Source organism: Maribacter flavus (assembly GCF_008386635.1).
In the GTDB taxonomy this organism is placed as follows: domain Bacteria; phylum Bacteroidota; class Bacteroidia; order Flavobacteriales; family Flavobacteriaceae; genus Maribacter; species Maribacter flavus.
The window spans coordinates 1012614-1029709 of sequence record NZ_VUOE01000002.1; the positions used below are offsets into that span (position 1 = coordinate 1012614).

The following is a 17096-nucleotide window of genomic DNA, read 5'->3' on the forward strand; positions in this document are numbered from 1 at the left end:
AACAATATCGGTGCTTGAGAAATATTTAACGAGGTTTATAAGAAAAAATATAGTTAATTTTAAGTTTTGAGTCCCTTAGACTTTTACCACTGCCATGCTTCATATTAATTTTGAACATCCCTTTGACCAACTACGAAAATTGGCTCTTAGCCTTGGTGCCGATTTTAAGGAATATCAGGATTCTGCGATTTTAACGCTTGACAATTTGGTGGGCAAAGGAACCGTTACCACCTATAGTGTATTCGAGGGACTCAATGTAAGGGTGTACGATATAACTTTCAATGAGGAATTAAAGATTTCGAAGATGGAGCAGGACCCATCCATAATCTATTTTCTTTACTGTGTAAAGGGTCATTTTTTTCACAGGTTCGAGAACCAGGAAAACAGCAATAAAATATACCCAAGACAGAATGTTATTTTTTCCAGTGCCGCAAAGTCCCCAAACATAGTAACCTTTCCCGGTAAAGTACATTTAAGGTTAAGCGCGATTTTTGTACGGGAAAAAATGGCTGAGTCAAATTCCAAACGAAAAACGCTCTTGGAGACAGCATTGGAGGATATAACCTCCTTCATCAGTAAGGAAAAACCCTTTAGTTATTATGGTGAGATAAGTCCCTTAACCTCAAAGTACGCATCTATCCTTATCGAAAATAAAAGAACCGATGCCGTAGGCAAACTGTTGGTAGAGGGTGCCGTTGTAAATACATTAGCGTCCCAAGTGGAGCACCATGACATTACAAAGGAAGAGATTAAAATAAGTTTTCCGCTTTCTAACACAGAAATACTTAGGATATCTGAAGTTGCCGAACATATTGCCGAAAACATTGACCGATCCCTGAATATTGATCATTTATCAAAAACGTTTGGATTGTCCCCAAAAAAACTTCAGGCAGGTTTTAGGCATCTCTTTGGGGAAAGCCTTGGAAATTTTATCACTCACTTACGCCTGGAAAAAGGAAAGGAGCTTATCCAACATACAGATTTAACCATTTCTGAAGTATGCTACAAAATAGGCTTTTCTAGCAGAAGCTATTTCTCCAAAACCTTTTCGGAGAGATTTGGACTCTTGCCCAGCAAATTTAAAAGTTCGCTTTCCTCAGATGATTTGATTTATGAACTTACCTATAAATCGACCATGTCAGACGGTATTCAAATTTCCGATATTGAGGATATAATCGAGGTGGCTAACTCTGTCAATCAAGAAAACAACATCACAGGATGTCTTGTTTGCCAAGACAATGATTTCTTTCAATTTTTGGAAGGACCCAAATCCAATGTGCTCCAAGTCTTCGATAAAATAAAAAAGGACCCAAGACACTATGATTTGGAAGTGCTCACCCGCAAAATAAATTCACATCGTTTTTTTCCAAATTGGAGTATGGCCTTACTATCGGATAAGGACATATTGGATCAAACATTCAAGAACAAGGCCATTAACTTGAACTTGGATACTTCGGGTATACGGGGCAACGAAAATGTACACATTAGTAGTACCGTTTTCTGGAGAAGGGTTCTCAATTTGATAAAGGTTTCCCAAGCTTGATACCACCGCTTAAAACAGCAATACTATCTTATTAGCTATTTGTCGCCCTTTGTGAAAGGGCCCTGAATTTTAGAGTTTTATTAGTAAAATATAAATGGCACCGGGTTCTTGTTTCGCTATCAAAATCGTAATTTTGCAACTTTGTCAATTGCTATGATTAACTACGAGGAGAATATTGAGGTAAAAGGGGCACGCGTTCATAACCTCAAAAATATCGATGTCACCATTCCTAGGGAAAAGCTTGTCGTTATTACCGGACTTTCTGGAAGCGGTAAATCCTCCTTGGCTTTTGATACGATCTATGCCGAAGGCCAGCGGAGGTACATTGAAACCTTCTCGGCCTATGCCCGCCAATTTTTAGGTGGCCTGGAACGGCCGGATGTTGATAAGATCGACGGACTTTCCCCGGTCATTGCCATTGAACAGAAAACTACCTCAAAATCACCAAGGTCCACCGTTGGCACCATTACGGAAGTATACGATTTCCTACGTTTGCTTTTTGCCCGTGCCGGTGATGCCCATAGTTACAATACGGGCGAAAAAATGGTCAGTTATAGTGACGCGCAAATAAAGGAACTGATCATTGAGGCGTATACCGATAAAAAAATCAATATCCTTGCCCCGGTAATCAAATCCCGGAAAGGGCATTACAGGGAACTGTTTGAACAAATTGCCAAACAGGGCTTTGTGAAGGTCCGCGTGGACGGAGAAATTCGCGATATTGTAAAGGGCATGAAGGTGGACCGATACAAGACCCACGATATTGAAATCGTAATCGATAGGTTGAAGGTTCAGGTAAGCGAAGAGCTGCACAAGCGCCTGGCAGAAACCATCAATACGGCCATGTACAGTGGCGATAACGTTTTAATGGTAATCGAGGAAGGTTCTGATGTTCCCAGATATTTCAGTAGGGATTTGATGTGCCCTTCAACGGGAATCTCCTATCCTACCCCAGAACCCAATACCTTTTCCTTCAACTCCCCAAAAGGAATGTGTCCCAACTGTAGTGGCCTGGGACATGTGTACGAAGTAAATGCGGACAAAATATTTCCCAACAAAAAACTTACCATAAAAACCGGTGGTATAGCACCGCTTGGCGAGTATAAAAAATCCTGGGCGTTTAAACAGATAGAGACCATAGCCCAACGCTTTGGTTTTGGGTTAACGGACCCAATAAGCAAAATACCCCAAGAGGCCATTGATGTATTGCTCTACGGGGGGAACGAGAGTTTTGAAGTGGATTCCAAATCCTTGGGCGTAAAAAGAACCTATAAAATAGACTACGAAGGAATTTCCAATTTCATCAAGAACCAGTTCGATCAGGCGGAATCGACTTCCATCAAACGATGGGCGAAGGAATACATGGATAAAATAAAATGTCCTACCTGTGAAGGCACTAGGCTGAAAAAGGAATCTCTCTACTTTAAGATAGACGATAAGAATATTGCGGAATTGGCCAATATGGACATTGCGGAATTGGCCAATTTCTTTGAGGGGCTGGAAAAAACCTTGGAAGGAAACCAACTTAAAATTGCTGAGGAAATCATCAAGGAAATCCGTACCAGGATCCGCTTTCTTCTGGATGTAGGGCTAGATTATCTTTCCCTTAACCGCAGTTCAAAGTCCTTGTCAGGCGGGGAGGCGCAACGAATTAGGTTGGCGACCCAAATAGGTTCCCAATTAGTGGGGGTACTCTATATCTTGGACGAACCCAGCATCGGGCTACATCAAAGGGACAATTCACGACTGATAAAATCACTGGAGTCCTTGCGGGACATTGGAAACTCAGTGATCGTTGTAGAACACGATCGAGATATGATCGAACGTGCGGACCATGTCATCGACATCGGTCCAAAAGCAGGCAAGCACGGTGGGGAAATTATTTCCGAAGGAAACCCCCATGACCTCAAAAAACATCATACGCTTACGGCGGATTATATCACCGGGGTAAAGGAAATAAAGGTGCCCAAAAAACGAAGAAAGGGCAATGGGGAGAAAATCGTACTTTCCGGTTGCACGGGTAACAACCTAAAAAATATTACGGTGGAATTCCCCCTTGGAAAAATGATCGGGGTAACCGGGGTGTCCGGAAGTGGAAAATCCACCTTGATCAATGAGACGCTCTACCCCATCATGAACGCCCATTATTTCAACGGTGTCAAAAAACCAATGCCGTATAAAAAAATTACGGGGCTGGAACATATTGATAAGGTCATCGACATCAATCAATCACCTATTGGCAGAACACCACGGTCCAATCCTGCGACGTATACCGGCGTTTTCAGCGAAATTCGGTCTTTGTTCACAAAAACCCCTGAGGCCTCCATACGAGGCTACAAACCGGGCCGATTCAGCTTTAATGTGAAGGGCGGTAGATGTGAAACCTGCCAGGGAGGGGGACTACGTGTCATTGAAATGAATTTCCTACCGGATGTATATGTAGAATGTGAAACTTGCAACGGCAAGCGTTTTAACAGAGAGACCTTGGAAATTAGGTATAAGGGCAAATCCATTTCGGATGTTTTGGAAATGACCATCAATGAAGCGGTCGATTTTTTTGAACTTATTCCAAAAATCCATCGTAAGTTAAAAACAATACAGAATGTAGGTTTGGGTTATATTTCCCTTGGGCAGCAGTCCACTACCCTATCCGGTGGAGAGGCACAACGAATTAAATTGGCCACGGAACTTTCCAAACGGGATACGGGAAATACGTTCTATATCCTGGACGAGCCCACTACCGGACTTCACTTTGAGGACATACGCGTTCTGATGGAAGTTTTGAACAAACTGGTGGATAAGGGCAATACCGTTTTGGTCATAGAACATAACTTGGATGTAATAAAAATGGTGGACCACGTTATTGATATAGGATATGAGGGAGGTCGCACCGGGGGGCAACTGATAGCGCATGGCACACCGGAAGAAATTTGTAAAGTCAAGGAAAGTTATACGGCAGAGTTTTTGAGAAAAGAGTTAAAATATAAGGCAAGCAAATGAGAAACGAAAAGCACCACAAAGGGTGGAACGAAATCAAGACAAACGATTCTTGGGCAATATTTAAGATTATGGGCGAATTCGTTAACGGTTTCGAAAAAATGAGCAAAATAGGACCCTGTGTTTCGGTATTTGGTTCGGCAAGAACCAAAGAGGGTGACAAATACTACCAGCTAGCGGTAAATGTTTCCAAAAAAATAGCAGAGGCCGGTTATGGCGTAATCACTGGTGGCGGTCCGGGTATTATGGAGGCTGGAAACAGGGGCGCCCATTTGGCCGGTGGTACTTCGGTAGGGTTGAACATCGACCTTCCTTTTGAACAACATGACAATCCGTATATCGATGAGGACAAAAGCCTGGACTTCGACTATTTCTTTGTTAGAAAGGTGATGTTCGTAAAATATTCCCAGGGTTTTGTGGTGATGCCGGGAGGCTTCGGGACCTTGGATGAACTGTTCGAAGCAATCACCCTGATCCAGACCCATAAAATTGGAAAATTCCCAATCATCCTTGTGGGAAGTGAATTTTGGACCGGTCTATTCGATTGGATAAAAAACACGATGCTTTCTTTTGGGAATATCAGTCCGGAGGATCTAGATCTTATAAAAATTGTCGATACCGAAGACGAGGTGGTGGAAATCATCGATGCCTTTTATAAAGGCCATACCCTAAGTCCCAATTTTTAGATTGCCCTTGAAAGGATTCCTCCAGATAAAAATAGCACTGAGCATTTTACTATATTCTATAGTAAACGGAGGTGCCTTTGCCCAATACGAAACGAACCTCACGGTAAAGTTAAATGATTTCACCAAGGAACTGGACATAAAACAGGAGTTCACCTATTACAATGATTCCAACTATAACCTGGGAATCATTTATTTCAATGACTGGGCGCATGCCTACTCCAATAAAAATACCGGACTTGCAAAGCGTTTTGCGCAAGAATTCAAAAGAAGCCTGCACCTCGCAAAAAAAAGTGAACGGGGCTATACTACAATCATCAGTGCGGTGGACGGTGAATATGAAGGGCTGGAATGGGAACGGACCCAGGAGGATGACATCATAAAATTCAGGCTTAACAAACCTTTGTTACCAAAGGAATCCGTACAACTGATAATCACCTACAAGGTGAAACTTCCGCCGAATAAATACACTGACTACGGGTACGATAATAGGGGCAATTATTACCTAAAGGATTGGTACCTTACCCCGGCCGTTTATGATGGGAAATGGCATTTGTATTCGAACAAAAATCTGGAAGACCTTTATACGAATAGCACCAAAACGACCATTGATTTCACGTATCCCAAGGCTCTTTTCCTAAATTCCAACTTCAAGGAAAACAAACGTACGGAAATGACCAATAGTCGGCGCGTGGAGCTTGTTGCCGACAATCAAAAAAGTGCCGAGATCTTCCTGAACGTACAAAATCTTTTTTCGACCCATATTACCCCTGAAATGAAGGTGGTCACCAGCATTTCGGCACCCAGATATGACCCTATTGAACAGGGCATTTCCATCAATAGGATTACGGATTTCATTGAACGGAATTTGGGCAAATACCCCCATGATAAACTCTTGGTTAGCGAAACGGATTATAACAAAGATCCGTTGTACGGAATCAACCAATTACCATCCTTTATCAGACCGTACGAGCAGCAGTTCCAATTTGAAATGAAGTTCCTAAAAACGGCCCTGAACAGTATCTTGAGGGAAACCTTGTTCTTGGACCCAAGAAAGGAACAATGGCTCAACAGCGCCATTGCCAACTACCTCATGATCGCGTATGTTGACGAGTTTTATCCCGATCAAAAATTACTGGGCAACCTATCTCGAATCTGGGGCATTCGAAGTTTCAATTTGGCGAAAATGGATTTTAACGAACAATATCCCTTCCTATACAATCTAACGGCGCGGAAAAATTTGGACCAAGCGCTGACCACGCCCAACGATTCCCTGATTAAATTCAACCAAAAAATAGCAAACAAGTATAAGGCGGGTCTGGGATTGGCCTATCTGGCGGATTATATTGGAAAGGAAAAAGTTGACGAGAGCATCAAAACATTTTTCAAATATTACCAACTCAATAAGGTAAAGGTGCTGGATTTTGAATCCATCCTTAAACGTTCCACGGAGAAGGATATCAATTGGTTCTTTAGCGAGTATGTCTCCACGGACCGTAAGATAGATTTTAAGATAAAAAAGGTCGACAAAACGGAGGATTCCTTAAGCGTTACCATAAAGAACAAAGAAGGAACGAATGTGCCCATAAGCATGTTCGGACTTAAAAACGACACCTTGGTCTCCAAATATTGGTTCAAGGATATAAAGACCCTGGAAACCTTTACCGTTCCCAACAATCAGGAAGATCGTTTGGTTCTCAATTACGATCAAACAATACCGGAATTCAACCAACGAGATAACTGGAAATCCCTTAAGGGATTTTTATCCAGTAACAAAAAACTAAAGTTTACATTTTTCAAGGATTCTGAAAACCCTTATTACAATCAAGTTTTTTATGTCCCTGTCCTAAATTTCAACATCTATGACGGGTGGGTGCCGGGTATGCGGCTATACAATAAAACTCTCTTGGAGCGTCCTTTTATATATGACTTTGCCCCCTCCTATTCCTTTCGGGAGAATGCCTTCGTGGGATACGGAAAATTCAGCTATAGAAAATACTTGAGCAAAAGCGGACTCTATGTTGCCAACTATTCCTTGGGAGGATCCACTTCGCATTTCAACGTCAATTCCAGATACACCTCCATTACGCCCGCATTGAGTTTTGGTTGGCGACCGGATGACCTAATTTCGAACAAGCGTCAGGTATTGTCGTTCCGCTTTGTAAACATCTTCCGGGATTTTGACGAAAGCCTAAGCGATTTGGCGAGCGACCCTGAAAATCCGGATTACAGCGTTTTCAACATGCGATACCTAAATAGGGACAACGATATTCTGGATTATAAATCGTGGTTCTTGGATTTTCAGTTGGCCGGCAAATTCAGCAAGCTTTCCTTTGAATATGAATACCGAAAACTGTTCGAGAATAACAGACAATTCAATGTTCGGTTTTTTGCAGGGAAGTTTTTGAGCAATAATACCGATTCCAACTTTTTCAGCTTCGCCCTAGATCGCCCCACGGACTATTTGTTCGATTACAGTTATTTGGGCCGTTCCGAAGATACGGGCATCTACAGCCAACAAATCATCATTGCGGAAGGTGGTTTCAAATCTTTCCTGGACGAGCGCTACCGATTTTCAGATAATTGGATGGCAACCGTCAATACCAGTTTTAACCTTTGGCGATGGATAGAACTGTATGGCGACGTGGGATTGGTAAAAAACAATGGGTTCAAGGAGAAATTCGTATATGATTCCGGTGTGCGACTCAATTTGGTAACCGACTATTTTGAACTTTATTTTCCTTTCTATTCCAACAATGGGTGGGAAATTTCACAACCCAATTACGGTGAAAAGATACGTTTCATCATTACCGTAAGCCCAAAAACATTGACAGGACTGTTTACCCGCCAATGGTTTTGATCCAAAAATCCTCAATGATTCCGTCTCTATACCCAGTTCCAATGAGAATTTCACAAAATATTTAATTTGAAATAACATTTTCGCAACGGATAAAGTTTAAACCGGATTGCTAAAACGATTTCAATTCGGTATTTTTGTGAAAATTCGAAAAAATACATGAAGGTTTCTTCCAAGACGAGCAGTGATATATCATTTGAAGATTTCAAGGAACAGATTATTAATGACTATAAGATTGCTTTTTTGAGTAGGACCTGCAGCCTGCTGGGAAGAAAAGAGGTACTTACCGGCAAGGCGAAATTCGGAATCTTTGGGGATGGAAAGGAACTTCCCCAATTGGCCATGGCCAAATCCTTTCAGAACGGTGATTTTAGAAGCGGATATTACAGGGACCAGACCTTTATGATGGCCATAGGCCACTTAAAACCCAAGGATTTTTTCCACGGACTCTACGCCACTACCGATATTGAAAAAGAGCCCATGAGCGCCGGCCGACAAATGGGTGGTCACTTCGTGACCTACAGCCTAAACGAGGACGGTAGCTGGAAAGACCTCACAAAACAGAAAAACAGCAGTTCCGATATTTCCTGCACCGCCGGCCAAATGCCCCGTCTGCTGGGCTTGGCACAGGCGTCCAAAGTATACAGGCAACTGGAAGGCCTAGACAGTGCAAAATTCTCGGACAATGGCAACGAGGTTGCCTGGGGAACCATAGGCAATGCGAGTACCAGTGAAGGCATGTTTTGGGAGACCATCAACGCCGCAGGGGTTTTGCAGGTGCCCATGGTCTTGAGTATTTGGGACGATGAATATGGGATTTCGGTTCCACAAAAATACCACACCACCAAAGAGGACATTTCAAAGGTGCTAGCCGGTTTTCAAAGGGACGACGTTCACAAGGGCGTTGAGATTTTAAAAGTCAAAGGTTGGGACTACACGGCCTTGATGCATACCTATGAAAATGCCGCCGATATTGCCCGGCAGGAACATGTACCGGTAATCATCCATGTGACTGAACTTACCCAGCCCCAAGGGCATTCTACATCGGGGTCCCACGAAAGGTACAAGGACGACGAGCGTCTGGCCTGGGAACGGGAGAACGATTGTAACAAACGGTTCAGGGAATGGATATTGGAATCGGGAATCGCCGAGGAAGAGGAACTTTCCAATTTGGAAAAACAGATAAAAAGAAGGGTCAGGGAGGCGAAAAAGGAGGCGTGGACCGAGTATTTGCAAGAACATTTGGCCTTGAAAAAAACCTTGGTGCAACTGATCAACGACGCCGCCAGCACAAGCTCCAACAAGCATTTTTTGACAAAAATCAAGAATGATCTGATTGCGGTGGACGAGCCGGTCAAAAAAGATCTGGCCGTGGCCGCCCGAAAATCCCTGAGATATCTACTCGGTGAAAATACAAAGGAAAGACAAAAATTGGCCCATTGGCTGAATAATTTCATTGCGGAATCCCAACCCAAATTCAGTTCACATCTCTACAGTGAAAATGAAAATAGGGCCACTAAAATAAAGGGCATCCCTCCCACCTACAATTCCTCCAAAGAGGAAAAAGTGGACGGCCGTGTCCTGCTGCGGGATAATTTTGACAAACTCTTTGAAAAATATCCAAATGCTTTGGTCTTTGGTGAGGATACCGGGGCCATTGGCGACGTGAACCAAGGACTGGAAGGCTTACAGGCCAAATATGGGGAAGTTCGGATTGCGGATACCGGAATCAGGGAAACTACCATCATCGGTCAGGGAATTGGCATGGCGTTGCGAGGCCTGCGCCCCATCGCGGAAATTCAATATTTGGACTATATCTTCTATGCGCTTGCTACCTTAACGGATGACCTGGCAAGTCTTCTTTATAGAACCTACGGGAAACAAAAAGCACCGCTTATCATTAGAACCCGCGGGCATCGTTTGGAAGGTATATGGCATTCGGGGTCTGAAATGGGTGGTTTGATCCATGTGCTACGTGGTATTTATATTTTGGCTCCCAGAAATATGACCCAAGCGGCCGGGTTTTACAATACACTTATGAAAAGTGATGAACCCGCTTTGGTCATAGAAAGCCTAAACGGGTATCGTTTAAAGGAACGAAAACCTACGAATCTGGGGGAATTTTGTACGCCCATTGGCGTCGTGGAAAAAGTAAAGGAAGGTACGGACATCACCTTGGTCTCCTACGGTTCCACCTTGCGCATTGTGGAACAGGCCGCCAAGGAACTGTTGGAAGTGGGTATCGATGCCGAAGTAATCGATGCACAAACCTTGTTGCCCTTTGATATCCATGGGGATACGGTAAAAAGTGTCCAGAAAACGAACCGACTCTTGGTGATCGATGAGGATGTTCCCGGTGGCTGCTCGGCTTACCTATTGACCGAAATCCTCGAGAAACAGGGAGCTTACAAATACCTGGACAGTGCCCCACAGACCCTTTCTGCCCAGGCCCACAGACCTGCATACGGAAGCGATGGCGATTATTTTAGCAAGCCGAACGTTGAGGATGTTTTTGAAAAAGTGTATGCCATCATGAACGAAGCCAACCCTCAGGATTATCCCCCGCTCCGCTAATCGCAGCATTCTAAAACCCTTTGATGTTTTGGTTGGTATTCCATGGTCAAACAGATGTTCAATTGATATTGGAAACATCTGAAAATCGGGGTATTCTTTAGTATCTTTCCTACCTATATACAACGAAGGACATTCCAAAATTCTCACGATGGAAGAGCATCAAAAGCCGATAGTACAGATACTTCAAAAACATTTTGACATTTCAAATCCCATAATATCGGGGATGGAGGGGTATGAAAGCAAGAATTATAAAATTGAATGTACGGACCAAAGCTACGTGCTTAAAATTTATGATGCATCGGTCGCTAACAAAGCGAGCATCGATGGGGAATCCCACATCCTTAGGAATCTTCAAAATTTAAAAGGCTATAATTTTCCAGTCCCGATAAAATCCAATAGCGGCGCAAACTGGATTGAGGAAAATGACACGTTATACCGACTACTATCTTTTGTAACCGGAGCGTTTCTCGGCAACATTCCCCGAAACAAATCCATGGCTCGTGAACTGGGTGCATTTTTGGCCGAAATGGATGACAGGACCATTGAAATGTACGATGCTCCCACCATGGCAAAACAAACACCTTGGGACCTACGCCTTTTTTATAAAAACGAACCCCTCATAAAATACATTCCAAACCCCAAGCATCGGAGTTTGGTTACGTATTTCTTTTTGCAGTTCAAGGAAATGGTGCTTCCGTATCAGGAGGAACTGCGAATGGGCATCGTTCATAATGACGCGAACGAATGGAACGTGCTTACACGTAACAATTCCATATCGGGCATTATCGATTTTGGGGATATGTGCCACACCTGGACCATAAATAATCTTGCCGTGGCCATTACGTATTACATGATGGATCAGGAACCCCCCTTGGAATATGCCGTGGAGCTTATCAAGGGATACCACGCCATAAGACCCTTGGAGGTCCTGGAACTGGACGTGCTCTATTATTTGATTGCGGCACGTTTGTGTACGAGTGTCTGTAATTCGGCATACGCCAAAAAACAAAATCCGGATTCCGAATACATCACCATCAGCGAGGAATCGGCCTGGAACTTAGTACATGTTTGGCTCACCATCAACCCAATAGCGGCACAAAACACCTTTAGAAAGGCCGCAGGTTATCCGCCTTTGCAAACGAATGCCCTGGAAAAACAACTGAAACTCCGGAAACAGTTTATAAGCAACTCCCTATCGTTGAGCTATACAGAACCTATTCACATGGTCCGCTCTGCCTTCCAATATATGTACGATGCAAAGGGCAATACCATTTTGGATGCCTATAACAACATCATGTTGGTGGGGCATTGCCATCCCAAGGTGGTTCAGGCAGCACAACGGACTTTTGCCCGACTCAATACCAACACCCGCTATGTGTATGACGAGCTACAGTCCTATAGTGTGAAACTGTTGTCCAAATTTCCCGACTCCCTGAACAAGGTGTTTTTTGTGAATTCTGGCAGTGCCGCTAGCGACCTGGCCATCCGCTTGGCACAGACCCACACCAAAAAAAGGAAGGTCATGGTCATGGAACATGGATACCATGGCAATACCCGTTTGGGCATCGATATAAGTCATTACAAGTACGGGCACAAGGGTGGACCTGGAAAAAGGGACTATATCCTTGAGGCATCCATACCCAAGATTTTCGGTGCTGGATTCGGCAGCGAAGCGGAAGCCACTAAATTTTATGTTGAGAAAACACATAAAGAAATTCAAAATCACGAATCGGAAATCAGTGCCTTCATTGCGGAACCCATTATTGGGTGTGGTGGTCAAGTACCTTTGCCAAAAGATTACTTAAAAAACATCTATCCGAAAATCCGTGCCCAGGGAGGGGTATGCATCAGCGATGAGGTACAAGTGGGCTTTGGCAGGTTGGGAAAGTATTTCTGGGGATATGAAATGTACGATGTGGTTCCGGATATTGTCATCATTGGGAAACCTATGGGCAACGGGCATCCTATAGGTGCCGTAATTACCACGTCTGAAATTGCCCAAAGTTTTGAAAACGGGCTGGAATTTTTTAGTTCCTTTGGTGGCAACCCCGTTTCCTGTGCAATTGGCGAAGCGGTTTTAGGTGTTATCCATGAAGAACATTTGGATACCGAAGCCCAAAATACAGGATCGTATCTAAAAGGCCGTTTGAAGGAATTGGGGAAACAATACCCAGAAATAGCCGATGTGCGCGGAGAGGGACTTTTTCTTGGTGTGGAAATTATGGACGAAAAATTTCAACCTGATACGCTGTTTGCACAATACTTAAAAAATGGCTTGCGCATGGAAAACATTCTAATTGGAACGGACGGACCGGCGGACAATGTCCTAAAAATAAAACCCCCGCTTTACTTCAACAAGGAAAATTGCGATACGCTCCTAAGCCAAATTGAAAAGCTTTTGCAGAAGAAATAAATTATATACTTTTATACAAACCAATTAACTAAGAAAATTATTCCCCCATGAAAGATATAGGTCTTGCCTTTTTTAGAATTGCTGTTTCTGCCATGATGCTTACCCATGGCCTTCCCAAATTTCAAAAACTGATTGCCGGTGACTTTGAGTTCGGAGATCCCATTGGAATCGGGGCCGCGCCATCCCTTTTTCTAGCGGTCATCGGGGAGTTCATATGCCCTATTTTGATTATTATCGGTTTTAAGACCCGCTTTGCGGCGATTCCCGCTGCCATTACCATGGCCGTTGCAGGATTTATAGCCCATGCTGCCGACCCCTTCGGCACTAAGGAAAAAGCCCTGTTGTTCCTTGTCGCCTTTATTACCATCGCCTTATTGGGTCCCGGAAAATTCAGTATCGACAAAAAATAAGGAAACTACGATCGGGCAAAAACAGATGGGTTTGAAAACGGCTATATGTAACTAAAGCCTTATCGAATAGGATTTGGCCAAACGCCTTGCGCATTGCCCATCCGCATTTAAGAGTTAGGGGTATAGCGTTCTGCAAATTGCACAGAAGTCTTCTCAAAAGGTATTTTCCATAAAATTAAAGAATCCTATACAAGAGTTCCTTTAATAAATCCGACTGGTCCATACTGGAGGCATTCACCCCCTTCCCCTTAAGGTCGAGTTCCCTAAGATTGGCAATGATCTGACTCACCCGTTTCATGGGAAAGTTTCGGGCGGCCGTTTGATATTCACCTACAAAGTAAGGGTTGATTTTAAGCACACTGGCCACATTTTTAGGTGAGTGGTCTTTGAGTCCGTGGTACTGCAACAATTGCGTAAAGAAACTGTGCAGTAAGGTAATGGTGAGCACAAAGGGATTGTCCTTCGGGTTTTGGGCAAAGTAGTTGACTATTTTGGTAGCCTTTAAAATATTCCGTTCGCCAATGGCCTTCTTCAGCTCAAAATTGTTGTAATCCTTGCTGATGCCAATATGCTGTTCTATATCCTCTGGGGTAATTTCCTTTTTTTGGGGAATGGCCAATTTTAGCTTCTCCAGTTCATTGTTGATCCTTCCCAAATCCGTACCCAGGTACTCCACCAACATAATGGCCGCTTTGTGGGAAATGGCGTAGCCACTGGAAACCAAGGTCCTTCGCAACCATTCCGAAACCTGGTTCTCGTACAGCTTGTTACTCTCAAAAACGACCCCGTTTTTTTTAATGTGCTTGTAAAGCGTTTTTCGCTTGTCCAACTTCTTGTACTTATAACAGAAGACAAGGACCGTACTCATTTGCGGATGTTCCGCATAGGAGCTCAAGCTCTCAATGGTCCTGGACAGGTGTTGCGCCTCCTTTACGATGACCACTTGTCTATCGGCCATCATAGGGAATCTCTTGGCATTTCCAATTATATCGTCAATGGTAACATCCTTACCGTACAAAATCATTTGGTTGAAGCCCTTTTCCTCTTCGGTAAGTACGGAATCGGCAATATAGGATGAAATTTTATCAATGAAATAGGCTTCCTCCCCATGGAGAAAATAAATCGGTTTTATCTTCCCTTCCCTTATTTCATTTACGATTTGTAGTGCTTCATCCATTCGGAAAAAATCATCAAATTTGTACCATGCAGCCCCTTAACTTTCCCAAGTATGACTTTCGATTCAAAAATAGTCAAAATTCGGCCCTTATTTTTGACATCGTTCGCAAAAAGTTCGTAGTACTTACCCCAGAGGAATGGGTGCGGCAGCATGCCCTGATGTTCCTTAGCATCGAAAAAAAGTATCCGCTGAGCCATATCAATGTTGAAAAACAGATCCTATACAACGGGTTGCGGAAAAGGTATGATATCGTCGTTTTTAATCCAAACGGTTCCATACATCTCCTGGTGGAATGCAAGGCACCACACATCAACATTTCACAAACCACCTTCGACCAAATTGCCCAATACAATTTTAAACTGAAAGCCAGCTATTTGATGGTTACCAACGGATTGGAACATTACATGTGCCAGATGAATTTCAAAGAGGAAAAATATATTTTTTTAAAGGAGATTCCTGAATTTAGCCGTTAATTTGCACTCGTTTTGAAGCTTGCCATCGTCATACTCAATTGGAACGGAGAGGTTCTCCTGGAACGCTATTTGCCATCGGTAGTGAAATATTCCGAGGGCCTTGCCGATATCTATGTGGCCGATAATGCTTCTACGGATGGTTCCATCGAATTCTTAAAGCGACACCATCCGGATGTCAAAATAATTAAAAATAGTTCCAATGGCGGATTCGCAAAGGGATACAACGATGCCCTGAGACATGTGAAGGCCGACATTTATTGTTTGCTTAATTCTGATGTTGAAGTCTCAAAAAACTGGCTTGCCCCGGTTATCGATTTTTTCGCACAGCGTTTGGATGTGGCCATTGTACAACCAAAAATACTGGACCTCCTGAAAAAAGACCATTTTGAATACGCAGGGGCCGCAGGAGGATTTATCGACCAGTTGGGCTATCCGTTTTGTAGGGGAAGGATATTCCAAAGCCTTGAAAAAGACCAGGGCCAGTACGACGATACGCGCGAAATTTTCTGGGCCACGGGTGCCTGTATGTTCGTACGCTCCGCAGTATTCTGGGAATTGGAAGGCTTCGATGCCGAATATTTTGCCCATCAGGAAGAAGTGGATTTTTGTTGGAGGGCCAAAAATCTAGGCCATAAGGTATATTATTTGGGCACAACCAAGGTGTACCATTTAGGAGGATCTACCTTGAGCAATATGAACCCAAGAAAAACTTATCTTAATTTTAGGAATTCCCTCTTTTCCATAACAAAGAACCTGCCAAGAAGAAAGGCTTTTTTGATCATTTTAATTAGGTTATTGTTGGACGGTATCGCCGCCCTCCGATTTATTTTTCAGTTAAGGGTCCGGCATTGCTTTGCGATATTACGGGCACACGTGAGCTTTTATAGTAAATTTAGGGGGATGTACAAAAAACGTGAGAAAGCTAAATTCATATTAAAATATTATATTGTAAAATCCATTGTATGGTCTTACTTCGTAAATGGAGTAAAGAATTTTAACATTTTAGTAAAACATTAACGAAGAACCACTATAAACGATTGTCAAAAACTATAATTTTGATTCCGTTTTAGTAAACAAGTAAATAACAAACATTAATATAGTAAAGCAATTATGAAAAAAATCGTTTTAGGCTGTCTTGGAGTAACGCTATTATTATCTTCCTGTGTTTCACAGAAGAAATATGCCGATCTTGAGGCAAAACAAAAAGAGACCCAAGATTTATTAAATTCGGCAACCGTTAAGTTGAATGATTGTTTGGAAGAAAAGGCAACTGCTTCTTCAAGGCTACAGACCTTAGAAGACCAAAACGCCTTCTTAAAAGCCAACAATCAAGAATTAATCAACAACATGGGCAATCTTACTACCTTAACTACAAAAGGAGCTGAGAACCTAGAGAAATCCTTGGAAAGTTTGAAAGAAAAGGATTTGACCATCCGCAAATTAAACGATGCCATTACACGAAGAGACTCCGTGAACCTTTCTTTGGTACAGAGCTTAAAAGGAGTTTTGGGCAACTTGGATGATGAGGATATTGAAATCAGCGTTGAAAAAGGTGTAGTATTCGTTTCTATCTCCGACAAATTGTTGTTCAGCAGCGGAAGCTACAACGTAACCAACAGAGCTAAGGAAGTTCTTGGAAAGGTAGCGAAGGTTGTAAACAATAAGCCAGATTTCGAGTTCATGGTAGAAGGTCATACAGACGATGTGCCTTACAGAAGTGGAGTCCTATTGGATAACTGGGATTTAAGTGTTAAAAGAGCGACTGCAGTTGTTAGAATACTTCAAAATGATTTTGGTGTAGATCCTAAACGTATGACCGCTGCTGGTAGAGCTGAATATGTTCCGGTATCGCAAACCGAAAAATCCAAAAACAGAAGAACAAGAATCGTGGTGCTTCCAAAAATCGATCAGTTCTATAGCATGATCGAAGAGGGAATGAAAGACCCTGCCATTAACGGTGGAAGATAAT

Annotated in this window: 11 protein-coding genes; 10 read left to right on the forward strand and 1 reads right to left on the reverse strand. The window is 42.9% G+C overall.

Going from position 1 to position 17096, the window contains the following annotated elements; all coding sequences use genetic code 11:
- Positions 1-94 precede the first annotated feature (94 nt).
- The 7 genes from F0361_RS14825 (at position 95) to F0361_RS14855 (ending at position 13477) form a co-directional block, all read left to right on the forward strand.
- On the forward strand, positions 95-1543 hold the full coding sequence (locus tag F0361_RS14825) for a BLUF domain-containing protein (protein WP_154919716.1): 1449 nt from the start codon (positions 95-97) through the stop codon (positions 1541-1543).
- 153 nt (positions 1544-1696) lie between these two features.
- Positions 1697-4543: an excinuclease ABC subunit UvrA gene (gene uvrA / locus F0361_RS14830; protein ID WP_154919719.1), complete on the forward strand. Its 2847-nt coding sequence runs from the start codon at positions 1697-1699 to the stop codon at positions 4541-4543.
- Entirely contained in the window at positions 4540-5226 is a 687-nt protein-coding gene (locus F0361_RS14835) for an LOG family protein (RefSeq protein WP_138258462.1), read from the forward strand. Before uvrA ends, F0361_RS14835 begins: the two co-directional genes overlap by 4 nt.
- 7 nt (positions 5227-5233) lie before the next feature.
- The gene (locus F0361_RS14840; RefSeq protein WP_246160907.1) at positions 5234-8083 is read left to right on the forward strand and encodes a gluzincin family metallopeptidase; all 2850 of its coding nucleotides are present in this window, start codon (positions 5234-5236) and stop codon (positions 8081-8083) included.
- 156 nt (positions 8084-8239) lie between these two features.
- Positions 8240-10654, forward strand: coding sequence for an alpha-ketoacid dehydrogenase subunit alpha/beta (locus tag F0361_RS14845; protein WP_154919721.1), 2415 nt, complete (start codon positions 8240-8242; stop codon positions 10652-10654).
- A 148-nt stretch (positions 10655-10802) separates the two neighbouring features.
- The gene (locus tag F0361_RS14850; RefSeq protein ID WP_154919723.1) at positions 10803-13067 is read left to right on the forward strand and encodes an aminotransferase class III-fold pyridoxal phosphate-dependent enzyme; all 2265 of its coding nucleotides are present in this window, start codon (positions 10803-10805) and stop codon (positions 13065-13067) included.
- 47 nt (positions 13068-13114) lie between these two features.
- Entirely contained in the window at positions 13115-13477 is a 363-nt protein-coding gene (locus F0361_RS14855) for a DoxX family protein (protein ID WP_138258459.1), read from the forward strand.
- Positions 13478-13652: 175 nt separating this feature from the next.
- Here the strand turns inward: F0361_RS14855 and holA are convergent, their stop codons facing one another.
- A complete protein-coding gene (gene holA / locus F0361_RS14860; RefSeq protein ID WP_154919725.1) occupies positions 13653-14654 on the reverse strand; it encodes a DNA polymerase III subunit delta in 1002 nt (333 codons plus the stop codon).
- Between the two features lie 26 nt (positions 14655-14680).
- On the opposite strand from holA, the gene F0361_RS14865 reads away from it, so the two are divergent.
- The 3 genes from F0361_RS14865 to F0361_RS14875 all read left to right on the forward strand — a co-directional run bounded on the left by F0361_RS14865 (position 14681) and on the right by F0361_RS14875 (position 17095).
- Positions 14681-15127: a type I restriction enzyme HsdR N-terminal domain-containing protein gene (locus tag F0361_RS14865; RefSeq protein ID WP_154919727.1), complete on the forward strand. Its 447-nt coding sequence runs from the start codon at positions 14681-14683 to the stop codon at positions 15125-15127.
- 12 nt (positions 15128-15139) lie between these two features.
- Entirely contained in the window at positions 15140-16144 is a 1005-nt protein-coding gene (locus F0361_RS14870) for a glycosyltransferase family 2 protein (protein WP_154919729.1), read from the forward strand.
- A 93-nt stretch (positions 16145-16237) separates the two neighbouring features.
- Positions 16238-17095, forward strand: coding sequence for an OmpA family protein (locus F0361_RS14875; protein ID WP_125223395.1), 858 nt, complete (start codon positions 16238-16240; stop codon positions 17093-17095).
- Position 17096: the final 1 nt, after the last annotated feature.